The following is a 24,086-nucleotide window of genomic DNA, read 5'->3' on the forward strand; positions in this document are numbered from 1 at the left end:
GTAAGATGCGTCATGCCCATCTCAGAGGACGCGGACCGCACATTCCGCCGCTCGACAACGTCGTTCAATACGATTTCGAGCCGGGCTACGTGCTGTTCCCCACGGCCGTGCCAAAGCGCCTGCGCGTGGAAGCCGGCGGCATCACGATAGCCGATACCATCCACGGCATACTGCTGAACGAGTCGGACCATGTTCCGGTCTACTATTTTCCTCTCGCAGACATCCGCACCGATTTGATGGCCGAAAGTGGCCACGTCTCTCATGATCCATTCAAGGGAACCGCCACCTACTACTCGCTGGAGACGCCGGCGGGCAGCATCGAAAACCTGATGTGGCGCTTTGACGGGGCAGTGGACGGTTGCCCGCAGCTTTCCGGCTATGCCAGCTTCGATTGGCCGAAAGCGGATCGCTGGTTCGAGGAAGACGAGGAGATTTTCGTCCATCCCCGCGATCCGTTCCGCCGCGTCGACGTTCTGCCATCGAGCAGGCACGTCCAGATCTGGCTCGGCGGCAAGCTGGTCGCTGAAACGCGTCGTGCGCATCTGTTGTTCGAGACAGGGCTGCCGACGCGTTACTATCTCCCCGTCGAGGACGTGGTTTCCGGTATCCTGCGGCCCAGTGCGACGGTCAGCCGATGCCCCTACAAGGGATGGGCGAACTACTACAATGTCATGTTGGGGGAGATGATTTATCCCGATCTGGTCTGGTATTATCCGGAGCCTGTGCATGAATCGGCACGGGCGCGGGGTCTTGTATCGTTTGCGAGCGAGTTCGTGGACAAGATTGTCGTTGATGGGCAGGAACAGCCACGGCCCGTCACCGCATTCTCGCTGGGCTCCGACCGGGCAGATCCCCATCCTCTCGCGGCAAACCTTGCGGTGCCGGCCAAAGGCGAGCAGGTCGCCATCCACGGCTAAGGATCGATACGCACATTGGACCCAAATTCCGGGCGGATCACTGTTGGTTGCGATCCGCCCATGACTGGTGTGGTCCATGGCCTGGCCTCCTTGTGGTTAGACCTCAAAGGGGGCCTCTGCGTTCCGACGGAAGTCTCGTACAGCGGCAAATGTGAACAGAGTGGGGAGATGGGGCGGGCTCTTGCTTAGCGCTTCAGCGACGTGACGATGGGAAGGGAACAATAGAAGCGATGGCCTGTTTGGCTTTCAAGAGCCAACGAGGTGCACAAATGGCAGGACCGAGAAAGCCGGTTCCAGACGCAGTGCCCAATCCGCTGCTGCCGTCACCGGAGACCAGGCCGATCGAAGAGCCTGAGCTTGATCGCTTGCCGGACGAGTTGACAGTACCAAACCCCGACGAGGCCAAGGTGCCATCGGTGCACGCGGCAATCCCGCCGCGGCCGGTGCCTTATCCAGATCCGTCGACGCCGCCAGGGCCGTTGCCCGATCCCGGGCCCACCCCAAATCCAGTTCCCGCGAGGCGCACTCTGATCCGGCCTTATCGCGCCGGAACATGCGACGCGCCGCATTTGACCAAGCCAAACTCAGGACGTTGAGGCAAGCGGCTTCCTGGGTCCTACAGATCCATCCGCGCGGAACCAACGTGCTCTCGGAAACGTTGCTAGATGCGTGGTCTTTGCTACCTTTCTTCCACGCATGGAGGGCCCGCTTTACATGCCGAGGCGGGCCTTCTCAGAATTCGCGAGCGCGCCCCGCTTCCCCCCTCAAGCCCCGCGCTCCGGATAGGGTCTGCCGAGGTGCACTCGCCTCGGCGGGCCTTCGCACTTCCGCCGGATATGCCCGCAACCACTCGCCCTGCGCGACGTTGGCGCTCCAGGCCGTCACCGCAGCACAATCGTCTGCCACGGGGGAACCGGCTCCCGCCAGGGGTGTTTTGGGTTGACGTGCCCCCAAACAAGACAGGGAGAAGGCAGATGAAACGCACAGGCTTGCTGGCCTTGATGGCCACTGCAGCGGTTTTCGCCAACAGCCCGGCGATGGCAGAGACGGTCACTTTCAAAGCGGACCTCACCGCTGCGAGCGAAGTGCCGCCCAACGATAGCAGCGGCAAGGGCATGGCCGAGGTGACCGTGGATACAGCGACCAAGAAGCTGGCTTGGACGATAACTTCCGGCGGCCTGAGCGGCGATGCCACCGCAGCTCACTTCCATGGACCGGCTGCGGCCGGCGAAAATGCGGGACCCGTGGTTGACATTTCCGCCAGCATGGCGAGCGGCACCGCAGACATCTCGGATCAGCACCTGGCCGATCTGCAGGCGGGCAAATGGTACCTGAACATCCACACCGAGAAGTTCCCGGACGGTGAGATAAGGGGCCAGGTCGAGAAAGCGCAGTAAGCTGATCCCGACTGCACTGCCGCCGGCGTCAGGAATGGCCGAACGACCTGGCCTGCCTGATGTGCAGACCCTGTTTCGGTCGTAGGTCTTCCCTGCCAAGAAGACCCGCCCTGCCATGGAGTTGGCTGGGGCGGGCTTCACTGGCCGGCATGATTGGGGGCCGGCCTGTGGCGGCCTGCGTCCGAGCCGCTGGAGCGACCACAAGCTGGCGCTTTCGGCCTCCTCATGTTCCGTCCTCAGACGAGTCGACTACCGGGGATGCAATATGGCGGACAAGCGCGATCGGATTGGCTGGCTGGCACGCTATCGCAATCCTGTCAGCGCCCATCCCGATCTGCCTCGGCATGGTCGTTGACAGCTCTCATCAGCGAAGTGTCGCGGGCCCAAACGCAATTCCTCGGCTCATTTGCACCGCGGATCCGACAAGCCCGATCCCGGAAGCGGCAAACGTCCCTGGCGTTGCTTGACGATCGCTTCGGCCAGTGCCTTGCCTGCATTTGCCACTTCCTCCTGCAAGGCGTGATCCTCGTCGAGCGCTAGATGACTGGTGGCATAGGGTTGCCAATAGCCGATGTAGCGATCCAGCTGTGCCCTTGGGGCCGCTGGCACCAGCTTCATGAAGCTCAGCCAGTCGACAAGCAGTCTTCTCACGTTCTCGGCACCTTCGACGTCGCCGTGAACAATCACGGAAAACAATCGTCCCTCGAGATGCCTGGGATAATGCCAGCCCGCCATCTCCAGTGCCTTGGCCTCGTCCGCACGCTTGCCATGGGTTGCGGTCGGGTCCGGATTGCCGCCATCGGCGCATACCAGGCGGTCCATCATCAGCTTCAACGGCGAGCTGACCTGATACCAGTTGACCGGGGTGATGATCATGACGCCATGGGCCGCGGCCCACATTGGGTAAATGTCGTTCATCCAATCCTGAGTCTGGCCAAGGCCGTGATTTGGATAGCAGGAACACGGCCAGTGGCAGAGCGGAGCCGCGGTTGAGAAGCACGCTTTGCAGGGATGAATGTTGCGGCCGTATTCCGATGCGAGACGAGACAGATCCAGGATTTCGACGTCGAATCGACCGATGTCCGTGATGGCCTTCTGAGCGATCTCTACCAAACGATAGGTCTTCGACATTTCGCCGGGGCAGGTATGCTCGCTGCGCGAAGAGCCGTTGACGAGCAATATCCGGGCCGGCAGGGACAAATCGTCATGCCTGGCTTGCGCGGCAGCAACGCTGGCGCGCGCGGCAAGCCATTCAGACGGCAGCTCGAAGCTGGGGTCGCTGAACCCCTTTCCAGCCCGACGCGTGTTCGGGCTCTTGCGCGAAGCCGAGTATGCCCTCCATGCAACATCCGCGACGGCCTGGATTTGACCCTCCACGGCATTAAACTCCGGGTCCATGAATTGCTGACGGAACCTGGCCTTGAAGGCATCCTCACCAAGTTGCGGACTCGGCATTCCGGTTCGAATGATAGGTGCAGATGACTGTCGGGATCTTGCCTTCATGACGTTCCGTCGCACTGCCGTTGAGCGTGCAATGTCAACGCCCATAGGCATCGATAGGTTTCCTCACCCGGCAACCCGGCTCGTTGCCGATCTTTAGTCCGCTATTCGTACCTACGTCAGATCACTCCACCTCTGGTTAGTCCGGGCAAGCCGGTTCCTGCAGGTCTTTTGTCCGGCGCGATTCACACGATCAGGGGTTCGAGATCCTCGTGCGCAGGGCAGGCGTCAGAGGTCGGACTGTTTTGACTTCCGGGCTTTCGGCGCCGGCTTGGCTGCTGGCTTGCGACTAGCGCCCGACTTGCGGACGAGGCCCATTTGTCTTGCCATTGATGGTCGGGCAACAAGGGCCAAGAAGAACGAGGGCAGGGGGCATCCATGGTCTCAACGATCCGGCGCGGCGCCCCTGCCGGTTCGGAAAGGCAACAACCGGGTCGATAACGTACTATCTGGAATGCCGAAGGGGTCGCCAAGTCTTGGCCGCGACCTTCCAATAAAGTCGACCATCCAGTTAAGTGTAATGTTGACGAAATTGCCTTCCGCCGAATTGTTTTCGGAATAGGAGAGCTGACCTGGGAGCTAAATCGCATCTCGGAAGTTCTTACGAATACAAACCGATCAAATCCGTGACGCAGGTCGCCCAATGTCGTCCATCGAGAGCTTTGGAGGGTCAAGTGCCGAAACGGAAAGAGACGATCATCGTGACGGGCAGCACCGGGTTCATCGGATCTGCCTTGGTCAACAGGCTCGCAGGGCGGTTTGCCCTCGTCGGTTTCGACACGGCTGCAACACGGCAACCGCCTCCAGCGGCCGAGTGCGTCTGTATTGACCTGAGGTCTGAAGAAGCCCTTGCGGCCGGCCTGGAACGCGTGCGAACGGCCTATGGCGGCCGCATTGCCTGTGTGGTTCATCTCGCGGCGTATTTCGATCTCACTGGAGAGCCAAATCCGCTCTATGAGCAGATAACCGTCCGCGGCACCGAAAGGCTGCTGCGCGCATTGCGGCCGTTCGAAGTGGAACAATTTGTTTTCGCGAGTTCGATGCTGGCGCACAAGGCAGGGCGACCTGGCGATGTAATCAACGAAGACTGGCCGCTGGAGTCAAACCTTCCCTATCGTGCGTCCAAGATCGAAGCCGAGCGTGTTGTCCACACCCAGCACGGCTCGATACCAGTCGTCTATTTGCGGCCGGCCGGTGTCTATGACGACCTATGTCGCAACGCCTTCCTCGCCCATCAGATTGCGCGAATCTTCGAACGGGATCCAATCGGCCACGTCTATCCGGGCGACTTGCGCACCGGACAGTCGTATTTGCATCTGGACGATCTCACAGTTGCACTGGCGCGCATGATAGCGAAACGGAAAGAACTTCCGTCCGAGCTGGCGCTGCTTCTAGGCGAACCCGAAGTCATTGGCTACGGCGACTTGCAAGCTGAGATCGGTCGGCTGATTCACGATGAGGCCTGGGAGACGCAGGAGGTCTCCAAGTCTCTGGCCAAGACCGGGGCATGGGTACAGCAGGACCTGCTCGGTGAGGATACCTTCGTTCGTCCATGGATGGTCGATATCGCCGACGACCACTACGCCATCGACATCAGCCGCGCCCGCGAGTTTCTCGACTGGCAACCGCGGCATTCCTTGCGTGACACGCTGCCACGGATGATCGATGCGCTCAAGGCCGATCCTGCCGCCTGGTACCGGGCAAACAAGCTCAATGCCTCCAAGGTGGCCGGTAGCGGAGCAAAGGCACGAGAGCGAGCCCGGACTTTTCACGCCGAACACGACAAAATGAAGCCTGGACACATGGCGGATATGACGGAAATGGGCCAGCAAATGCTTTGGGTTCATTTCCTGGTTTTCGCTCTTGGTGCCTGGCTTCTTACCAGTCCGGTGTCGCTCGCACTTTTTGATCCGGCGGCGGCTGGTACGGTACGCTCTGTTACAGACGAGCGCGGATTATGGGATCCCGCCTTGCGCAATGCACTCACGGGCTGGAGCGATATCGCGTCCGGGGTGCTGCTGATGCTCTTCGGCGCGCTCGCACTGTCGCCCCGCTTCTCAGTTGCGCAGTGGGGCACAACGGTCGTTGGCCTCTGGCTTCTATTTGCGCCCCTGGTCTTTTGGACGCCGAGTGCAGCGGCGACGTTGAATGACATCATAGTCGGGTCGCTGGCCATCTCGTTCTCGGTGCTCGTTCCGATGATGCCTGGCATGAGCCACGAAGGGATGATGGACAAGAGCACTGTTCCGCCCGGCTGGACCTATTCCCCGTCGTCGTGGCTTCAGCGCCTGCCCATCATTGCACTCGGCTTCTTCGGGTTCCTCATTGCGCGTTACCTCACTGCCTATCAGCTCGGACATACAGGGGCGATCTGGGAGCCGTTCTTCTCCGGGAGCGACGACAAGAATGGTACGGAGTTCATCATCACGTCCGACGTGTCGAGGGCATGGCCGATTGCTGATGCTGGACTCGGAGCCGTGGCCTATATGGTTGAGACCCTGATGGGCGCGATGGGCACCGCTGACCGCTGGCGCACCATGCCCTGGATGGTTACATTCTTCTTTATTCTCGTAGTACCGCTTGGCGGCGTCTCAATCTTCTTCATCATCATCCAGCCAGTCATGATAGGCACCTATTGCACGCTCTGCCTGATCGCGGCGGCCGGCATGCTGATCATGATCCCATTCACGCTCGATGAGGTCGTGGCGATGGGGCAGTACATGATGCGCAGCACGCGCGAAGGCCGTCCGTTCTGGCGGACCTTCTTCCAGGGTGGTCCAGAGCCCAATGGAGAAACCGACAGGAACGATCCCGGTTTTTCTGCAAATTTCCCCGCTCAATCCAAGGCAGCACTCCGAGGCGTGACGGCTCCCTGGACACTCGTTGCAAGTTGCATCGTTGGCGCCTGGCTCATGTTTTCACCGCTGGTGTTCGACGCCGTGGGTGCCGCCGCAAACGCCAATCACCTAGCGGGCGCCATGATCATAACCATTGCGGTCTGCGCCATGGCTGAAGTGGCTCGGCCGCTACGGTTGCTCAATGTTGTGTTTGGTATATGGCTGATCGCAGCCCCGTGGCTGCTCAGTGGCGTGACCATCGGCGCGACCTTCAACGACATCGTTGCGGGCATCCTGGTGATCTGCCTCAGCTTGCCGCGCGGAAAAAGGAGCGACGAGCACTACGGCCCTTGGGATCGATACGTCGTGTGAGAGCACCGACCGGAATCCCTGTAGATTCGGTCAAGACCAGAACCGCTGTAGAAGTGGGTTTAGCCGGCCAAACGGCCCCACCCTGCTCTCGCCCTCAGAGTCGGTGACAGGTCGTGCGATGACTCACATCGACGCGCAGACCCTCGCCACCTTTTGGTGAAGAGGGTCGCTGCGAGGCTTCATGCCGGAGTTCCTTTGCCGCTGGGAGTTTGATTGGGGCGCAACTGACACTTCTGGTCCAACTTGAACCTAGTCCATGACGTAGACGATCTCGCGAGTGCCAGGGTCCACCAGCACCGTGCGACCGTCGACGATGACATATTGATACGTGACGTCTGGCACTTCGACGGCGTGTAGCTCGACAGTTTCAGGCAGCTTGCTGCCGATGTTAAGTTCCAGACCCGGCAGTGTGATCGAGGCGAGGGGCTTCTTTTTCACATACTCTCTGATAAGGGTCTGCTGCTCTGGCTGGATGACCACGGCTGTCTGTGCGTAGCCAACGGTCGCACTGACGGCGAGGATGAGCCCGGACATCAGGGCTGCAATTTGCTTTTTCATCACGTTCTCCTGGCTTTGGTTGCCGAAATGGGCGGAAACCACACTGCACAACGTGGCCGAACGTGAGGGGTTCCGACAAAGGCGGATTGGCAGCGCTACCTTAACGTGTCCGCGTTTTCTGGCTGGCACCACATGGGTGGGCCGGGATCAGATGGCTGGTTCCGCGATCCTTGCGCCCACGAAGTCTGCCATCGACCTAGGAACGCCGCTCAAAAATTGACGGAACACCCAGGCGACGTGACGGCTTCCCCCGGTCCGGCCCGGTCCGGATCGAAATCCTCTTCTATGCGTTGATCCGAAGTTGGCCGAGGGAGCCCGGAATGGCCATGGTCATGTGGATTGGTGCGTTGCTGCTTGGTTGTGGCGTGGTGATGTCGGCGTTGTCTGCTGTCTATCGGGACCAGCTCAGCAACAGTCGTGCCGACACGGAGGTAGGCCGCACCTTGGAGCCTCGTCATGGTGGCATGCGGTTTCTCGGAATCGGCCGCAACGGGCCGGCGCTGCTTCTGATCGTGGTCGGTGCAATTATCCTGCTCTTCGGGGCATTGGCTTAGATGGCATCCCGAACCAGGTCTAGCGGTCCTTCATCAGACATCTTGAGCTATTCCGCGGTTTCACTCGCCGCCTTCCGCTCGCGCCTGCAATCGCCCCGTCCGGGAACCTATCTGGCCGCTAGCCAGTTTCCTCAACAAAACCGAGCAGCTGGAGTGACCGGATATGCCTGACAAACCAACTGATGAACCTGGTCCCAGCAGGTCCGAAACGCCCAAGCGCCACGACCACATACGTCCGCCTCGGGATACTCGGGAAGCGCCGGACCAAAACCCGGACGGGCAACCAGGCACCACGGAGCAGCGCCCAAGGTGGGAAGGCCCCCCGGAGAACCGCCCCAGGGGCTATCTACCTGCAAAGGACGATCCGAAAAGCGACCGAGACGCCGCGGGCGAAAACCTCGAGGATCCCGACAGGAGCGATCTTGGCGATGTGCTCGAAAAGGGGCGGGGCTGACGTTGTCCCGCGGTTCGTTTGCACCATTCACCTCTACCGAAAGGACAGTTTGCGATGCCAGACGACAACAACACATCGAAGATGACCCAGCGCGAGGTCCAGGAGGCTCTGGAAAAGCAGGTGGCCCAGCTAAAGCGCGAGGTGAGCAAGATCAATCGTCTTCTAGCCGAACAGGCTGAAGAGGCCGCGGAGGAGGCTCGACACTGGTACGATGGCGCCAGCGACCGCGCCTCAAGAGCGACGCAGGCTTTGCGCAGCCGGGCCGTCACTGTTTCTGAAGCAGTTCGCGACAACCCAGGCACTTTCTCTTCTTCCATGCTGATCGGCTGCATGGTCGGCTTTGCGCTCGGCTGCCTGTTCAGCCAGGTTGGCCAGGACACGTACCGCCGATGGTACTACTAAGAGGCTTGCGCCTTGGCATCTCCGGGAGGCGCTGGCGAGACGGCGATCATTTTCGTCATCTTCGCGCAAATGGTCAGCTTGCTTGGGTAAGTTTTTGCGCGGCCTTTCTGAGCCGGTGAGGCCTCAAAGGTGATACCGCCGGCCCAGCAATCACCTGCCCTTCGGTATCGAAGCGCGAGCCATGGCAGGGGCAGTCCCAGCTGCGATCAACCGGGTTCCATCCCAGCACGCAGCCCAGATGCGTGCAGCTTGCCGAAAACGCGCTGGCGACCTCGGAGCCCTGCTTTAGCACTGCGATCAATTCCCCGTCGAACTCGATGATCCCTCCCTCGTCGTCGGGAATGTCGGCGAGATTCTCGATCCGTGCCTTGAACAACTTGTCGGAAACTAGCCGCACCCCGGTTCGCAGGTTTTCCGAGATGAAGGTCGGCGCCGATCGAATGACGCTTCTATCGGACGGGTCGAACAGTCCGGCAAGGTCGTTGGATCGTCCGAGAATCCGATCGGCCAGCAATTGCGCCGCCACGGTTGCTTGCGTGATTCCCCAGGCGCCGAAGCCGGTCGCTACATGAATGTTACCGATTCCGGCGCAGATCGGTCCAATGAAGGGCAGGCCATCCATCGGCACAAAGTCTTCGTTGGTCCAGGAATGGGACGTCTGCTCGATGGCGAAATGGCGACGAATGAATTCATGAAGTTCCTGCATGGCTCGGATTTCGTCGACAGTGGAGCCCGGCCTGTAACCGTCTCCGACAGCGATAAGATAGGTCTCGTCTGACTGGCGCGCTGTTCGGAGGGAGCGGATGGGCGAGGAATTGCTGATGTACATTCTGTCAAGCCGGTGCTCAACCGGAAGCCGCGCCGCAACGAGCGGGTGGGCGACAGGATATGCCTTTATGTAGAAACGGCCCTCGGCCACGGTGGGCAGCTGAGTTGCCAGGACCACGCTAGCGGCCGCAATGGTTCCCCTCTCGGTCTTCACTCGAGCCGGCTCGGTAAGGTCGATTTCGGTCGCGCGCGTATGCTCGAACAGTTCGGCTTCATGCGAGACGACCTCGGCCAAGCCGAGAAGATATCTGAAGGGGTCAAACTGAGCCTGATGCGCGAAGATCACGGCGCCTGCGGTGGGGAAGGGTAGTCCGGTCTCCTCGACAAAGCTTGCCGGCAGGCCCAGCCTGCTGGCCGCGTCCGCCTCTTCGACAAGGTTCCGGCGATCATTCTTGTCCCACCCGAAAACACAGGCGGATCGGTCCTCCATTCCGCAATCGATGTCATTGTCTGCCACCAGCGTACGGATTTGATCCACCGCGCTTTCGTTGGCTCCGGCATACCGACGGGCACTGGTCTCGCCAATCTCCCTGATCAGCTTCGCGTATCGCATCCCATGTTGGGACGTCACTTTGGCGGTGGAACGCCCGGTGGCTTGTCTGCCCACTTGCCGTGCCTCGACTACAGCCACCTTCAAACCCGCTGCGGCGAGAAGGTGAGCGGTCGTCAACCCCACTATGCCCGCACCCACGACCGCCGCGTCGACGTGTCGGTCACCGTTCAACTGAGGGTAGTTCTTTGCGTTTGGTTCCGACGGAAACCAGAAAGGACGGCTCAAAGCTTGATCTGTCATCGCTGCGCTCCTTTGGGTCGGCCGGAAGGCGCCGTTTGCATCGACCAAAAGCCCAACGGACTGCTATCGTGATCGTTCCGTTGCTTGCGACCATGTCTATAGTCGCAGGCGTCGCTTCCTCGTGTCCTGAAGTATCCCGGAGGCCCCGTGGCTAACGGCATTGCCGCCGCGGGCCGCCATCGAATGGCTGGTAGCTGTTGTCTTCTGGCCGATACGACCGATATCGGCTGAAGCAGGATTCCACGTGCTCCTGATCGGGATAGGCCTGCGGGTAGGCAAGCTCCACATCTGCCGATGTCGGCTCGGGAATGGCTCCAACAAATTCGACATCGTTCGTGGGGGGATAGGACGAAATTCCGTCGCCCGCAGCGTCAGAGTATGGCGAGACGCATTCGCGTCGTCTTCCGCTGTAGGAAAGATAGCTATTGTCGCTCGGTCGATAGGATCGGTAGCGGCTTGAGCACCACTCGACCTGAGCATCGTTTATCTGGACTTGCGGCTCCAAGGTCGCTTGATCGGTCTGCTCAAAGGGCACCGAAGGCAGGTCGGTGCCAGCCTGGGGCAGGGCCGCGGAGACTTTTTCTTCGGCCGTTGTGACGAGCGCCTGCTTCGGAACCGGTCGGGGCGCAACACGCTCGAATTTTTGTGCGGATGTGTCCACCTTCACGGCTTGGGTGGTCCAGAGTCCGGCAGTGTCCTGCGTCATATCGAGATGTCGCTCGGGCTCGGCCGAAAAGAATGCCGTCGCCGTGATCAAGCCGCTGACGAAAACGAAAATCGCCAGGGCAAGGCCATTTAGTGCAAACAGTACGGCTCTCACGACAGACTGGTCCCGCTGGTGATCGAGGTGAAAATGCGGGACGCCTCGGTTGGTTCCGAATGAGCCTTCGGGGAGAAGCCTGCAACTCCAGCCTGCCGCTGTTCACTTTTACGTCCGGCCGGAACCAGATCCTTTGGGCGTGATTGCTCCTACCCCGAAACGAGCAACGAGGAGCAAGTCTGATGTCGGCACGACGACCAAACAGAGGCATTGAGCGCGATGCGGGAATGCCTCGGCGTGAGGATCCATTTCACCCCAACCAGCCTGGCAATGAACCGAGCCGGAAAGATCGGCGGCCCGCACCCTTAGGTCCGGATGAAGGATCCGAGGAGAACGACGACTTCGTCAAGCACGGCAATGTCCATGACGATGAGGACGAGCGCTGATCGATTGCGGCGACGTCCAGGAGTTGGCGACTTGCGCCGGCCGTCACCTCCACTGGACCGCGCGGAACCAAATCCAGCAGCGTTTGTTCGACTCGTCGCGGGTGGGGAGGGTGAAACTAGCCCAACGCGGCTCGGCCGAGCTTGGGCTGTCGAACGGGAGTGAAGAGAGATGGCAATATGTGATCAATGCGGGAACGACTACGACAAGACGTTTCAGGTGAACATGGACGGCTCGATCTACACCTTCGACTGCTTCGAATGCGCGGTCCAGAAGCTGGCTCCATTGTGCGCCCACTGCGCTTGCCGTGTAATTGGCCACGGCGTTGAACAGGCCGACGTGATTTATTGCTGTGCGCATTGTGCCTCACAGGAAGGCGCGAGCGCCCTGATCGATCGGGCAGCATGAGCGCCACGCCATAGCCCGGAGCAATGACGCGCCCTACCAAGCCAGGCTGCCCGATCCCACGATCCTGCGCCACGCAGCAGGAGCACCTGTGACGGCAGGCCTTCGGTGCGCCGCCACGTTCTTGCTGCGGCCCACCGGACTTTGGGAGTAGAATGCCGGAGACGAACGGCCGCTGTTGGCAGTGCCATCCGGCCAAAGGATGCGGAGACTGCGCTGGGAGGCTGGCGTGGGTGATGCTCTTGACGAGATTTCCAGGTTGATCTCCGAATTGCCGGAGCCAATCTGCGAGCTTCAATCGCAAGTTAGACCACTGATCGGCGACGTCTCATCGGCTGGGGACGAGAGCCAGGTCTTTGCCGAGGCGATCGATGCGTTCAATATCAGCTTTGCCTTGTTGTTGTTTGCCCTCGAAATGGCCGATGCGGGCGACCGGGACCAAGCCGTTGCGGTTGCAGAGCCCTTCCGAGCCGAAGCCCGCCGGCGGCTCGAGGACTTGAGACAATGTTGCGAGCCGGATGTAGAGCTGCATTGACGGTGTCGCGTCACCCGTTTCAGGTTGGCACTTTCGGGATAGGCCGCGGTGCGACCTCGTGAAAAGTTCTGGGAAGGACATCTTCGGTGGCCCGACGCGTGATAAATGTGGGCGATTTCGTCTACCTGCGGCTTGAGGTCCGCGACAAACTGGATAATGGGCAACTGGTGGTTCTGGTACCGAGCCTTGGAGCCATAACCATCCAGGAGGGAGACGTTCGGGCGATCGAGGCGGGGCCGGACTGGCAGCCACCGCGACAACGCCCTGAGCGCTAGACTTTGGCGGCGATGTGGCCGACATGGGCGCCTGCGCACAGATCGTGACATGCGCTCGAAGGCGGGACGCCGGCGCTCATCGCATGCAATCACCCCAATTGGCTGGGGGATCGGTCGTAGAGCCGCTCCTCTCGGATACTGCCGTCGACCCTGTGCAGCACGGCTTTACTGCTCCTTCCCGTTTCACAGGCCGCCCGGCACGCCTTGACGGCAGCAGCCCAGCCGAGCTTCTGCGTCTTGTGGCTGGATACTATCTCTCCGCCTTCCTTGACGTTCCAGCCTTTCTTGCCGGGCACGGTGTGGAATATGTTGTGCTTGACCATGGCGACCTCCCGCGAGCGGTATCGATAGAATGCCGATCGGATGCTTGAGTTGCGTCCGACCCGAAATGTGATTGGTCGCATCACCGGCCGCATGAACCTGCCTTCAGGTCGCTGCTCGACTGAGGCTCCGCCCCGGCGCCACGTCGCCGAGTGGATGTGGATATTTGGCAGCCGGGGATCGAAGGGTGTGTTTCGGGGCCTTGGCAAGCCCTTACCTGAGGCCAAAGAACGACAAGATCACCAGGACAATGACGACCAGGCCGACCAGATAGATGATGTTGTTCATTGTTGCTCTCCCAAGCCTCGTAGAGTTTCGCATCGTGACAGTTTCACAACGCCAAGAGTTGGGGAGTGTTCCGCCGGCGTGGTGCCGTCGGGCGACAAACCGGCGTCGCTTTGAAAGACAGCGGTTTTCTTGAGGCGGGCGTCTACCTGGACCGCCGGCGTGCTCTAGGTGGTTGAGGGCGCGAATGATTTTTGCTCCCGTTCCTACCGTAGGAGGCTCCTGTGGGACCCAAGAGTTTTCGCAATACATACCCACCCCTTCGCCCGCGGGATCTGGCTTTGCTTCAACGAGCATTCGACAGGGTCTGCACCGATCGCGGCGAGGACCCAACTTCAATTTGGGCCACAGAGATTGCCCGCACGCTGATCCGACTTTATCGAGCCGGCGTGCGGGACGAGGCATATTTGCGGGCGAGCATTCCGCGAGGCAAACTCAGACCGGCCTAGGAGAGGAACGGCAGTAGCGTCACATCGATCGTCAGACAGGCCGCGGGGGGTATCAGGGACCGGAACCGTCCGCGCCTTTCGAGCATTTCGATGGATGGTGAACTCGCGCGCAACGAGTACGGATCTAGGCGGATCACCGGCAGGTTGGACGATCAAGCTGGGGGATTCTCCGGTCGTGGGCACCGCGATCCATAGCGGCAGCGACGTGGGACGCGCCTGCCAACCTCTCATGTGCCTTTCCGAACCTGGCAGGCGTCGAGAGGAAGACCCATTCACTGAACGCCTGATTGCCGACTTCCCAACACAGATAGTCGTCCATAGATCGCGCTTCGAGGTCGATTTGAACCGGGCGCGCGACGTTGCAATCTACCTGTCGCCCGAACAATCCTGGGGCTTGAAAGTGTGGCGAGAACTGCCCGGCGAAGACATTGCCACGGAATCTCTCGCTTTCCATGACGCCTTTTACGGCGAGTTGAGGCGTGTGCTCACCGGCATCGAGAGGCAGTACGGCGAGTTCGTGCTTGTCGACGTCCATAGCTACAACCACCGCCGCGATGGCCCGAAGGCAAGACCGGCAGCGCAGGACCAGGCGCCCGACATCAACATCGGCACGTTCTCGATGGACCGCAAGCGATGGGCGCCCGTCGTCGACCCTTTCATGGAGAAGCTGCGTGGCCATCGTCTTGACGGGAGACGTCTCGACGTGCGCGAGAACGTGTCTTTCCAGGGTAAGGGCGAACAGACCCGTTTCGTTCACGCGAACTTTCCCAGAACCGGGTGCGCCATCGCCGTGGAGTTCAAGAAGATATTCATGGACGAATGGAGCGGCGAGCCGGACTGGCCAGCGATCAGACAGTTGCGCGTGGCGCTGGCCTCCACTGTGCCTGTCCTCGAAACGGCGTTGCGGGGCATGACATGAAGCCGAAGCTCGTCGAGCCAGATTCGTTGCCGGCTATCGAGCTGTCGCTCGACGGGTTGCTGAAGGATGGCAAGCCAGTCCGTCACGATTTCTGCAACGGCAACCGGCTGCACATGGACCGGCCACTGCCCTTTCTCTGCGTTCATATAGGGCGGTACCAGAATGCGGCATTCCATATCGCCTCCGCCAGCGCGTCGTATTTGATCGCAGCCGACGTCGACATCGCCGGCGACGTGGTGCGGATGGTGGCACGAAGGATGCGCGATCATTGCGGCGCATTCCTCGTACTAGATTTCGGCGAGTTGGCCGAAGACCGGTTCCTGACAGATGATGCGCCATTCCTCACGCCTTTCGAGATCGCGTTGGCGAGCGGTGGAACGACAGCCGAGAAGGCGGCCCTCAAGCGTTTCGCGGCCGCCGCGTCGGAGCGGGAAGCAAAATACCGGACGCCCCGTGTGGGCGACCTCGGCCCCGCTTCAGGCGGGGAGGCCAGGCTCTCCGATCGCCTCGACGATGTTGCATGGCTCGCCGTGCGTTTCGCAAGGATCTACAAGGTGCCCGGCGCCGAGCGCATCTACCCCGCTTTGCGCGATCTTGTTGTCGCCAACATGGTCGATTCCGCGCTCCAGGCCGTCAGCGCCTTTCTGAGCGCATCAAGTCTCGAGCCGCCCGCAACCCATCGTTCGCTCGGCCGGCGCGCCTTCATAGACGCCGTGGCCCGTGCCGACCGGGCAATCGACGAGGTCGCGACGGCTTTCGATTTCCTGCTTGCCGTCACGCCGATCAATGCCGAGTCGGCATGGCTTGAGTTCCGGGCACGCGATTTCGAGCAAGCTCCGAGGCTCCTTTACAGGCCGCTCGAGTTCGAGGTCTCCGCCGAAAAACGGAAGCTCTACTCGATTTCACTCGACCATCTGGAGGATCCGGTCCTGACCGAGCTGCTTTCCGAAAAGCAGCAGGAACTCGACCTGCAACTATCTATGCTCGCGGCGCGCGAGACGCCCCGCTTCGTCGAGCTTGGGCGAGCGCTCTATGGAGACGTCGAGCCAGGTCTGGCCGCAAGGGCACGCGCAATTCTTGAGAAAACGCCTGACGCCCCAGCGGCAATCCAGGCGGAGGGTCTCAGTGCTGACGCCGTTGCCGCAGCAGCACGAGACATGATCGCCGCATACCGCGCCATGCATCCTGATTTCGACGCTTCGGTGGAAATCCGCGCGGACCTGCCTGCCGGCCTCCTCGTTTCTCGTAACCGGCTATTCGTCTCGCGCGACACCAGGCTCGCACCAGAGCGTTTGGCGGCGCTCCTCAGCCACGAGGTCGGTGTTCACCTGCTGACCTATTTCAATGGTGATATGCAGGGGCTTTCCATGCTCCGCAATGGGCTCGCCGGATACGAGGGCATGCAGGAGGGGCTGGCCGTTCTGGCTGAATATCTGGTCGGCGGCATGACCGCAGCGCGGTTGAGGCTGATCGCGGCCAGGGTCATCGCATGCCAGGCCATGCTTTCCAGGGCGGCCTTCGAAGAGGTCTTCCGGCTCCTCCACAGAGATCACGGTTTAGATGAACGCAGTGCCTTCAACGTCGTCTTGCGGGTCTTCCGTGGTGGAGGTCTCGCAAAGGACGCCATTTATCTGCGCGGCGTAACGCAGGTACTCCATCATCTGAGGAGCGGCGGGAGCCTCACGCCGTTCTGGATCGGCAAGATCTCAGCCGCGCATTTCGGCGCGATTCAAGAGCTCAACGCCCGCGGCCTGCTGGGGCCGCCCCGACTGGAGCCGGCCTTCCTCTCCTCCGAGGCGGCACGGCCGCGCCTCAAAAAGGCGATGGCGGGGATTGAGCCAATCGACATGATTGAAACCTGACCGGAGGTGGTCGATGCGCATCGCGTTCTTTGTCAATTCCGTCGAGAGCGAGATGCCCGGCTACACCACCACGACGCTGGCACTGACTGCAGCCCAGCGCGGCCATTCCGTCGTCTATATTGAACCGGGGGACTTCATACTGCGGCCGGACGACAGCCTGGCTGTCAGTGTGGTGGTTCTGCCCGGCGTCGCCTACAGGACGTCCGACAGGCTGTATGCCGCTCTCCAGGAAGCTGCGAACCAGAAAAGAACGTTCGCGATAGGGGACATAGACGTTCTGTTCCTGCGCAATGATCCATCGCTTGACTCAAGCGACCGGTCCTGGGCCGCCAACGCAGGCATCATGTTCGGACGGCTTGCCGCTGAGCGCGGCGTGCTCGTCATCAACGATCCCGATGGCCTGGCTCAGGCGCAAAACAAGCTCTACCTTCAGGCTTTCCCGGAGGTTGTCAGGCCGCCGACGCTGATATCGCGGAGCGTTGCCGAAATCCGTGCCTTCATCGACAAGCAGCCAAAAGGCTGCATCGTCAAACCGCTACAGGGGTCTGGCGGCAAGAATGTCTTCCACATCGCGACTCCCGACGATTCCAACCTCAACCAGATCTTCGAGGCAGCCAGCGGCGAGGGCTATCTGATAGCGCAGGCCTACCTTCCCGAGGCCAAGGCAGGTGACGCGCGCCTGTTCCTGATGAATGGTCGGCCGCTGGAGCGCGATGGCAGCTACGCTGCCTTTCGTCGCGTCCCGGCCAAGGGCGACCTACGATCCAACATCCACGCAGCCGGGACGGCACGCAAGGTCAAGGTTACGGACACAATGCTGGGCATCGCCGAAATGGTGCGCCCCAAATTGGTAAGCGACGGCATGTTCCTTGTCGGGCTCGATATCGTCGGCGACAAACTCCTTGAGATCAATGTATTCACCCCGGGCGGGCTGGCGCGGGCCGCCGCCATGTACAAAACGGATTTTGCCATGAGCGTGATCGCCTCGCTGGAAGAGAAGCTGACATTGCGCAAGGCCTATGGGATGGCCATGTCGAATTCTCAACTGGCGACGTCTTGAGCGGCGGGGGACATCCAGGGCAACTGACAGAAGCGCAGCGGCATTGGCGATTGCGTGATAAAATTATGTTTGGAGCGTGTCCGGCTTGTCTTACGGCTGATCGCTCCCAATGACCTGCCGGAGACTTTTGCCCGGGTGACTAGTCTAGAATCCGCTCTGCTCATGCCTCAGGGCGGTTTGTCTTGTTGGTTCCTGCTCATTTGGACGATCGCCGTCCCTGCATGATCGCGTCGAGTCGTGCCCGTGACCTTCCGTGGATATCGATTGACCTGAGACCCCAATCTCCTCCGGTTTGAGGGAGAGTCCTGGGTTTCGTTTCTGGCCTTATGCGGCCTGTTTTTCCAGCGTGGATTTCATTGCGAACGCGACCGAAGGCGACAGGTGAGCCATATTTCAAAGCCAGACTAGACTAGGTCGCGTTCGCGCCAAAATGCTTCCTGCAGAGACAAAGTCAGGTCGCATTTTCACGCATCAAGCGCGTCTCAGCTGCAGCCGCTGGTGGCACCGCAGGTGTCGCACTTCTCGCAGGTGCCGTTACGCACCATGGTGAAATTGTGGCACTCGAGGCATTCGTTGCCGGTGTAGCCCTGCATCATCGCCTGGCTGCGGCGGGCGGCGGCGAGCTTCTTGGCCTCGGCCGCCTCGTTGGCAGCAGTGTCGGTGAACAGCGCGGAGGTGGTCTCGGTCACGGTTTCCTCCTCGGCGATGTCCTCGGCGAACTCCCTGGCGCGATCCTCGTAGTCGCGCTTGTAGGCGGTCGACGCCTCGCGCAGTTCCGAGGTGACCGACTTGAGCGCCGTCACCGTGGCGCCCGGCGAGATGGCGCGCACGTTCGAGCCCGCGAACGCGGTCGGCGCGGTCTTCACCGGTGCCGAGGCGGGCGCGGCCGAACCCTTGGGATCGGAGCCGGCGAGGCCGGAGACGACCTTGAGCGGGGCGCCGCGGGTCAGGCCCTTGGAGAAGGGCAGGGCCTTGCCTTCGTTGATGCCGCGGCCGAGTGCGGTGTTGGTGAAGTCGGAAGTGTCGACATGGGCGAGGTCGTGACGGGCGAGGTAGCTGACGGCCAGCTCGCGGAAGACGTAGTCGAGGATCGAGGTGGCGTTCTTGATCGCATCGTTGCCGATGACGATGCCGGCCGGCTCGAACTTGGTGAAGGTGAAGGCCTCGACATATTCCTCGAGCGGCACGCCGTACTGCAGGCCGAGCGAGATGGCGATGGCGAAGTTGTTCATCATCGCGCGGAAGGCGGCCCCTTCCTTGTGCATGTCGATGAAGATCTCGCCCAGGCGGCCGTCGTCGAACTCGCCGGTGCGCAGGTAGACCTTGTGGCCGCCGACGACGGCCTTCTGGGTGTAGCCCTTGCGGCGGTTCGGCAGCTTCTCGCGGTCGCGGTAGAGCCGCTCGATGACGCGCTCGACGATCTTTTCGGTGACCTGGACGGCCTTGGCGGCGGCGGGAGCCGCGACCAGCGCCTCGACCGCATCGTCCTCGTCCTCGTCGGTGTCGGCGATCAGCGAGGCGTTCAGCGGCTGCGACAGCTTGGAGCCGTCGCGGTAGAGCGCGTTGGCCTTCAGCGCCAGCTTCCACGACAGCATGTAGGCGTTCTTGCAGTCGTCGACCGTCGCCTCGTTGGGCATGTTGATGGTCTTGGAGATGGCGCCCGAGATGAAGGGCTGGGCGGCGGCCATCATCAGGATGTGGCTGTCGACCGAGAGATAGCGCTTGCCGATCTTGCCGCAGGGATTGGCGCAGTCGAAGACCGCGAGGTGCTCGTCCTTGAGGAAGGGCGCGCCTTCGAGCGTCATGGCGCCGCAGACGTGGATGTTGGCGGCCTCGATGTCCTTCCTGGAGAAGCCGAGCGCCGGCAGCATCTCGAAGGCGAAGTCGTCGAGCTGCGCGTCGGTGAAGCCGAGCACGTCCTTGCAGAAGTCCTCGCCCAGCGTCCACTTGTTGAACACGAACTTGATGTCGAAGGCGCTCTTCAGCGCGGCGTTCAGCACCTCGATCTTCTCGTCGCTGAAGCCCTTGGCCTTGAGCGTCGAGGGGTTGATGCCGGAGGCCTGGTTGAGGTTGCCGTGGCCCACCGCATAGGCCTCGATCTCGGCGATCTGGCTCTCGCTGTAGCCGAGCGTACGCAGGGCTTCCGGCACGGCGCGGTTGATGATCTTGAAGTAGCCGCCGCCGGCGAGCTTCTTGAACTTGACCAGGGCGAAGTCGGGCTCGATGCCGGTGGTGTCGCAGTCCATGACCAGGCCGATCGTGCCGGTGGGCGCGATCACGGTTGCCTGGGCGTTGCGGTAGCCGTGCTCCTCGCCGAGCTCGATGGCGCGGTCCCAGGCAGCGCGGGCGTGGCTCACCAGTTCCTGCTGCTTGAGGTCGGCGGCGACCAGCGGCACCGGGCTGACCGACAGCTTCTCGTAGCCGTCCTTGTCGCCATAGGCGGCGCGGCGATGGTTGCGCATGACGCGCAGCATGTTCTGGGCGTTGCGGTCGTAGTCGGGGAAGGCGCCGAGCTCGGAGGCCATCTCGGCCGAGGTGGCATAGGCGATGCCGGTCATGATCGCGGTGAGTGCTGCGCAGATGGCGCGGCCCTCTTCGGAGTCGTAGGGGATGCCCGAGGTCATCAAGAGGCCGCCGATATTGGCATAGCCGAGGCCGAGCGTGCGGTATTCGTAGGAGAGCTTGGCGATTTCCTTGGACGGGAACTGCGCCATCATCACCGAGATCTCGAGCACGATCGTCCACAGGCGCACGGTGTGCTCGTAGGCCGCGATGTCGATCTCGCCGGTCTCCATGCGGTAGGGCAGGAGGTTGATCGAGGCGAGGTTGCAGGCCGTGTCGTCGAGGAACATGTATTCCGAGCACGGGTTCGACGCGCGGATGGCGCCCGCGGAGGCGCAGGTGTGCCAGTCGTTCATCGTCGTGTTGAAGTGCAAGCCCGGATCGGCCGAGGCCCAGGCGGCGTAGCCGATCTTCTCCCAAAGGTCGCGAGCCTTGAGCGTCTTCAGAACCTTGCCGTCCTTGCGGGCGGTCAGGTGCCAGTCGCCGTCGTCCTCGACGGCGCGCAGGAAGTTGTCCTTGAGCGAGACCGAGTTGTTGGAGTTCTGGCCGGAGACGGTGAGGTAGGCTTCAGAATCCCAGTCGGTGTCGTAGGTCGAGAACTCGATCGAGGTGTAGCCCTGGCGCGCGAACTGGATGACGCGCTTGATGTAGTTCTCCGGAACCGCGCTCTTCTTGGCCGCCTTGATCTCGCGCTTGAGCGCGGTGTTGACGGTCGGATCGAAGCAGTCGTCGTCCTGGCCTTCGCAGTTGACGCAAGCGGCCATGATCCTGGTCAGGTGCTGGCGCACGATCTTGGAGCCGGTGACGAGCGCCGCCACCTTCTGCTCTTCCTTCACCTTCCAGTCGATATAGGCCTCGATATCGGGGTGGTCGGCGTCGACGACGACCATCTTGGCCGCACGACGGGTGGTGCCGCCCGACTTGATGGCGCCCGCTGCGCGGTCGCCGATCTTGAGGAAGCTCATCAGGCCCGACGAGCGGCCGCCGCCCGAAAGCTTTTCGCCTTCTCCGCGCAGGTGCGAGAAGTTCGAGCCGGTGCCCGAGCCGTATTTGAACAGGCGCGCCTCGCGCACCCACAGGTCCATGATGCCGCCCTCGTTGACGAGGTCGTCGGCGACCGACTGGATGAAGCAGGCGTGCGGCTGCGGGTGCTCGTAGGCCGACTTGGACTTGGTCAGCTTGCCGGTGAAGGGGTCGACATAGAAATGGCCCTGGCCGGGGCCGTCGATGCCATAGGCCCAGTGCAGGCCGGTGTTGAACCACTGCGGCGAGTTGGGCGCCACGCGCTGGGTGGCGAGCATGTAGGCGAGCTCGTCGCGGAAGGCGCGCGCATCGGCCTCGCTCTTGAAGTAGCCGCCCTTCCAGCCCCAGTAGGTCCAGGTGCCGGCGAGACGGTCGAAGACCTGACGGGCGTCGGTCTCGGAGCCGTAGCGTTCGTTCTCGGGCAGCTTTTCGAGTTCGGCCTCGTCAGGAACCGAGCGCCACAGGAAGGACGGGACGTCGTTCTCCTCGACCTTCTTCAGGCGCGCGGGAACGCCGGCCTTGCGGAAATACTTCTGGGCGAGGATGTCGGCCGCGACCTGGCTGAACTGGGCGGGCACGTCGATGTCGGCGAGCCGGAAGACGATCGAACCGTCCGGGTTCTTGATCTCGGAGACGGCCTTGCGGAATTCGATCTCCGCATAAGCCGATTGTCCATCCTTGGTGAAACGCCGCTCGATCTGCATCGGTCGATTTCCTTTTGTCTATATATAGCGTCTTTCGCCGGGGATTGCCCGTAGTGATTGCGACTGACGCGCGCCCGTTCTCTCCGGCCGTCCGAGCGGCCGGTTGCCATTTTCCGAATTAGCTGCCGACCGACTGGAAAATCTCCTTGCGGAGGGCCTTTCCCGCCAGCCTGCGAGCCGCCTCGGACCCGTCATGCTGAAACTTTGGTTGCGACTCCCTCATCGAGGGCAACTCACACTATCTAGCGTCCAGACTGCCTGCAAACACTAAATATAGTATTAACAGAAGATTTCCGCCAGTCCCCATTTTTTACCCGCCAACCCCTTGGCACCCCGGAAACGCACGCGTCCACACCCCGCCAGGGCAGGTGCAAATGCGAGCGAGAACTCACGAAAGCTGGGAAAAAAGACCGGGCTCAAAACTTTCCGGCCGCACGCTCAACTAGCGCGCTTGAGTCATAAAAAGCGACTCGGGGGTGAACGTCAAGAAGTCGTTTATGCAGATTTTGTGACCCCAATATCTTGTGTGCGGCAAGTGTGGATAACGGGGAGAACGGCGCCCTCCGGAGAGGGCGACTGCGGCGTCGGGGACAGCGCCCCAGACCATGGATCCGGCCCCCAGGCGGCGGGTCCGGTGGTATTTGCGCGACGCCGGACGATACTGTCCGGCAAGATGTCCTACGCGGCGACCCTGGCCTGTGCCGCGCCGAAGGCGAGGATGAGGCGGCCGAGATCGGCTTCGTTGACCATGCGGGCAGCCTCGCCGGGCGTCACCCACTTGCGCGTGCGCTGGCGCCGTTCCTTCCACTTTTCCGCGACCTTGCGCACCTCGAGCGGGTAGACGAGCACTTCGCAGGCGACATGCTCGCCGCCGGCAAGCTCCTTGCTGTAGTAGTAGCGCCCGGTCTCGTGGGTATCGATCGAGCCGCTCAGGCCCGCTTCCTCGCTCGCTTCGCGCGCGGCGGTCTCGCACAGCCGTTCGGACTCCTCGGGCCAGCCCTTGGGCAGGACCCAGCGCCCGGTGTCGCGGCTGGTGATCAGCATGATCTCGATGGTGCCCGATGCGGTCCGGTGCCAGGGCAGGGCGGCGACCTGGAGCCGGCAGGCCGAGGCTCCAAAGAGCCGGCGCAAGCGCTCGACCAGATAGTTGTGATTCATCAGCATAGGCGCCTGCCCGAGTCCGAGACTCAACTGCCGTTTCACCGATTGTAAGGTTAATCCTCCGTAACAAAAGTAAATAGACTGATAACGAAAACGCCCGGCCAGCTGGCCGGGCGTCGAAAGCGGTCGGAATGTCGGGGGAGACCCGAAAAACGGGCGATCAACCCTTGTGATCGTCCGCGATCGGCTTCTGATAGGTAAAGCCCATGTCCCAGGGGAAGTAGATCCAGGTGTCCTGCGACACCTCGGTGACGAAGGTGTCGACCAGCGGCCGGCCCTTGGGCTTGGCATAGACGGTGGCGAAATGCGCCTTGGGCATCATGGCGCGCACGATGGCCGCGGTCTTGCCGGTGTCGGTCAGGTCGTCGACGATCAGGATGCCTTCGCCTTCGCCCTCGAGCAGGCTGGGGGTGATTTCCTTGAGCACGTGGAGCTGACCCTGCGAGTCATAATCATGGTAGGAGGCCACGCACACGCTCTCGATCACGCGGATGCCGAGCTCGCGCGAGATGATCGCCGCCGGCACCAGGCCGCCGCGGGTGATGCAGACGATCGCCTTCCACTCGCCGTTGACGCCGGACAGCCGCCAGGCGAGCGCGCGGGCGTCGCGGTGGAACTGGTCCCAGGATACGGGAAAGGCTTTTTCGGGAAGGGACATCGACGCGCACTCCTGATGGCGCGCCAAACGCGCGCGAAAACTGGGGAATGC

The 24,086-nt window shown here is 61.6% G+C and carries 18 protein-coding genes; 10 read left to right on the forward strand and 8 right to left on the reverse strand.

Annotation, left to right across the window (positions count from 1 at the left end):
* Nucleotides 1-5: 5 nt before the first annotated feature.
* Together PV773_RS11990 and PV773_RS11995 are read left to right on the forward strand one after the other, a co-directional pair.
* Nucleotides 6-917 carry a DUF427 domain-containing protein gene (locus PV773_RS11990; protein WP_347966556.1) on the forward strand — a complete coding sequence of 304 codons (912 nt, stop codon included), beginning with the start codon at nt 6-8 and terminating at the stop codon, nt 915-917.
* Nucleotides 918-1,891: 974 nt separating this feature from the next.
* Entirely contained in the window at nt 1,892-2,314 is a 423-nt protein-coding gene (locus PV773_RS11995; protein WP_347966557.1) for a CHRD domain-containing protein, read from the forward strand.
* Nucleotides 2,315-2,716: 402 nt separating this feature from the next.
* On the opposite strand, the gene PV773_RS12000 is transcribed toward PV773_RS11995, so the two are convergent.
* On the reverse strand, nt 2,717-3,769 hold the full coding sequence (locus PV773_RS12000) for a flavodoxin family protein (RefSeq protein ID WP_347966558.1): 1,053 nt from the start codon (nt 3,767-3,769) through the stop codon (nt 2,717-2,719).
* Between the two features lie 719 nt (nt 3,770-4,488).
* Here PV773_RS12000 and PV773_RS12005 point away from each other — a divergent pair.
* Nucleotides 4,489-7,023: an NAD-dependent epimerase/dehydratase family protein gene (locus PV773_RS12005; protein WP_347966559.1), complete on the forward strand. Its 2,535-nt coding sequence runs from the start codon at nt 4,489-4,491 to the stop codon at nt 7,021-7,023.
* 249 nt (nt 7,024-7,272) lie between these two features.
* Here PV773_RS12005 and PV773_RS12010 read toward each other — a convergent pair whose 3' ends face one another.
* Complete coding sequence (locus tag PV773_RS12010) at nt 7,273-7,557, reverse strand: DUF1236 domain-containing protein (RefSeq protein WP_347966704.1); 285 nt, start codon at nt 7,555-7,557, stop codon at nt 7,273-7,275.
* A gap of 344 nt (nt 7,558-7,901) precedes the next feature.
* Here PV773_RS12010 and PV773_RS12015 point away from each other — a divergent pair, with 344 nt between their 5' ends.
* From PV773_RS12015 to PV773_RS12025, 3 genes are all read left to right on the forward strand, one after another.
* Nucleotides 7,902-8,135, forward strand: coding sequence for a hypothetical protein (locus PV773_RS12015; RefSeq protein WP_347966560.1), 234 nt, complete (start codon nt 7,902-7,904; stop codon nt 8,133-8,135).
* 229 nt (nt 8,136-8,364) lie between these two features.
* The gene (locus PV773_RS12020) at nt 8,365-8,589 is read left to right on the forward strand and encodes a hypothetical protein (RefSeq protein WP_347966705.1); all 225 of its coding nucleotides are present in this window, start codon (nt 8,365-8,367) and stop codon (nt 8,587-8,589) included.
* Nucleotides 8,590-8,643: 54 nt separating this feature from the next.
* The gene (locus PV773_RS12025) at nt 8,644-8,991 is read left to right on the forward strand and encodes a hypothetical protein (protein ID WP_347966561.1); all 348 of its coding nucleotides are present in this window, start codon (nt 8,644-8,646) and stop codon (nt 8,989-8,991) included.
* A gap of 73 nt (nt 8,992-9,064) precedes the next feature.
* Here PV773_RS12025 and PV773_RS12030 read toward each other — a convergent pair whose 3' ends face one another.
* Both PV773_RS12030 and PV773_RS12035 read right to left on the reverse strand, forming a co-directional pair.
* Nucleotides 9,065-10,612 (reverse strand): FAD-dependent oxidoreductase, encoded by a 1,548-nt coding sequence (locus tag PV773_RS12030; RefSeq protein ID WP_347966562.1) that lies wholly within the window; start codon nt 10,610-10,612, stop codon nt 9,065-9,067.
* A 151-nt stretch (nt 10,613-10,763) separates the two neighbouring features.
* Nucleotides 10,764-11,432, reverse strand: coding sequence for a BA14K family protein (locus PV773_RS12035; protein ID WP_347966563.1), 669 nt, complete (start codon nt 11,430-11,432; stop codon nt 10,764-10,766).
* A 1,018-nt stretch (nt 11,433-12,450) separates the two neighbouring features.
* On the opposite strand from PV773_RS12035, the gene PV773_RS12040 reads away from it, so the two are divergent.
* On the forward strand, nt 12,451-12,756 hold the full coding sequence (locus PV773_RS12040) for a hypothetical protein (RefSeq protein WP_347966564.1): 306 nt from the start codon (nt 12,451-12,453) through the stop codon (nt 12,754-12,756).
* A gap of 364 nt (nt 12,757-13,120) precedes the next feature.
* Here the strand turns inward: PV773_RS12040 and PV773_RS12045 are convergent, their stop codons facing one another.
* Nucleotides 13,121-13,354: a DUF2188 domain-containing protein gene (locus PV773_RS12045; RefSeq protein WP_347966565.1), complete on the reverse strand. Its 234-nt coding sequence runs from the start codon at nt 13,352-13,354 to the stop codon at nt 13,121-13,123.
* Between the two features lie 826 nt (nt 13,355-14,180).
* On the opposite strand from PV773_RS12045, the gene PV773_RS12050 reads away from it, so the two are divergent.
* The 3 genes from PV773_RS12050 to PV773_RS12060 are packed head-to-tail and all read left to right on the forward strand — an operon-like array spanning nt 14,181 to nt 17,927.
* A complete protein-coding gene (locus PV773_RS12050; RefSeq protein ID WP_347966566.1) occupies nt 14,181-15,005 on the forward strand; it encodes an N-formylglutamate amidohydrolase in 825 nt (274 codons plus the stop codon).
* Entirely contained in the window at nt 15,002-16,867 is a 1,866-nt protein-coding gene (locus PV773_RS12055) for a flavohemoglobin expression-modulating QEGLA motif protein (protein ID WP_347966567.1), read from the forward strand. The genes PV773_RS12050 and PV773_RS12055 overlap by 4 nt, the downstream gene beginning before the upstream one ends.
* Nucleotides 16,868-16,880: 13 nt before the next feature.
* Nucleotides 16,881-17,927, forward strand: a complete 1,047-nt coding sequence (locus PV773_RS12060) for a glutathione synthetase (protein ID WP_347966568.1) — start codon at nt 16,881-16,883, stop codon at nt 17,925-17,927.
* A 482-nt stretch (nt 17,928-18,409) separates the two neighbouring features.
* Here the strand turns inward: PV773_RS12060 and PV773_RS12065 are convergent, their stop codons facing one another.
* The 3 genes from PV773_RS12065 to gpt form a co-directional block, all read right to left on the reverse strand.
* Complete coding sequence (locus tag PV773_RS12065) at nt 18,410-22,216, reverse strand: vitamin B12-dependent ribonucleotide reductase (protein WP_347966569.1); 3,807 nt, start codon at nt 22,214-22,216, stop codon at nt 18,410-18,412.
* 678 nt (nt 22,217-22,894) lie between these two features.
* Nucleotides 22,895-23,380 carry an NUDIX hydrolase gene (locus PV773_RS12070; protein WP_347966570.1) on the reverse strand — a complete coding sequence of 162 codons (486 nt, stop codon included), beginning with the start codon at nt 23,378-23,380 and terminating at the stop codon, nt 22,895-22,897.
* Nucleotides 23,381-23,537: 157 nt separating this feature from the next.
* Nucleotides 23,538-24,035, reverse strand: a complete 498-nt coding sequence (gene gpt / locus PV773_RS12075; protein ID WP_347966571.1) for a xanthine phosphoribosyltransferase — start codon at nt 24,033-24,035, stop codon at nt 23,538-23,540.
* Nucleotides 24,036-24,086: the final 51 nt, after the last annotated feature.

It is taken from the genome of Mesorhizobium sp. CC13 (genome assembly GCF_039907765.1).
Taxonomy (GTDB): Bacteria; Pseudomonadota; Alphaproteobacteria; order Rhizobiales; family Rhizobiaceae; genus Aminobacter.

Excerpts from the sequence above, each read along its gene's own strand:
- PV773_RS11990 (WP_347966556.1), top strand. The coding sequence starts at position 6 with ATGCGTCATGCCCATCTCAGAGGACGCGGACCGCACATTCCGCCGCTC.
- PV773_RS11995 (WP_347966557.1), top strand. The coding sequence starts at position 1,892 with ATGAAACGCACAGGCTTGCTGGCCTTGATGGCCACTGCAGCGGTTTTC.
- PV773_RS12000 (WP_347966558.1), bottom strand. The coding sequence starts at position 3,769 with ATGCCGAGTCCGCAACTTGGTGAGGATGCCTTCAAGGCCAGGTTCCGT.
- PV773_RS12010 (WP_347966704.1), bottom strand. The coding sequence starts at position 7,557 with ATGTCCGGGCTCATCCTCGCCGTCAGTGCGACCGTTGGCTACGCACAG.
- PV773_RS12015 (WP_347966560.1), top strand. The coding sequence starts at position 7,902 with ATGGCCATGGTCATGTGGATTGGTGCGTTGCTGCTTGGTTGTGGCGTG.
- PV773_RS12025 (WP_347966561.1), top strand. The coding sequence starts at position 8,644 with ATGCCAGACGACAACAACACATCGAAGATGACCCAGCGCGAGGTCCAG.
- PV773_RS12030 (WP_347966562.1), bottom strand. The coding sequence starts at position 10,612 with ATGACAGATCAAGCTTTGAGCCGTCCTTTCTGGTTTCCGTCGGAACCA.
- PV773_RS12045 (WP_347966565.1), bottom strand. The coding sequence starts at position 13,354 with ATGGTCAAGCACAACATATTCCACACCGTGCCCGGCAAGAAAGGCTGG.
- PV773_RS12050 (WP_347966566.1), top strand. The coding sequence starts at position 14,181 with ATGGTGAACTCGCGCGCAACGAGTACGGATCTAGGCGGATCACCGGCA.
- PV773_RS12055 (WP_347966567.1), top strand. The coding sequence starts at position 15,002 with ATGAAGCCGAAGCTCGTCGAGCCAGATTCGTTGCCGGCTATCGAGCTG.
- PV773_RS12060 (WP_347966568.1), top strand. The coding sequence starts at position 16,881 with ATGCGCATCGCGTTCTTTGTCAATTCCGTCGAGAGCGAGATGCCCGGC.
- PV773_RS12065 (WP_347966569.1), bottom strand. The coding sequence starts at position 22,216 with ATGCAGATCGAGCGGCGTTTCACCAAGGATGGACAATCGGCTTATGCG.
- PV773_RS12070 (WP_347966570.1), bottom strand. The coding sequence starts at position 23,380 with ATGCTGATGAATCACAACTATCTGGTCGAGCGCTTGCGCCGGCTCTTT.
- gpt (WP_347966571.1), bottom strand. The coding sequence starts at position 24,035 with ATGTCCCTTCCCGAAAAAGCCTTTCCCGTATCCTGGGACCAGTTCCAC.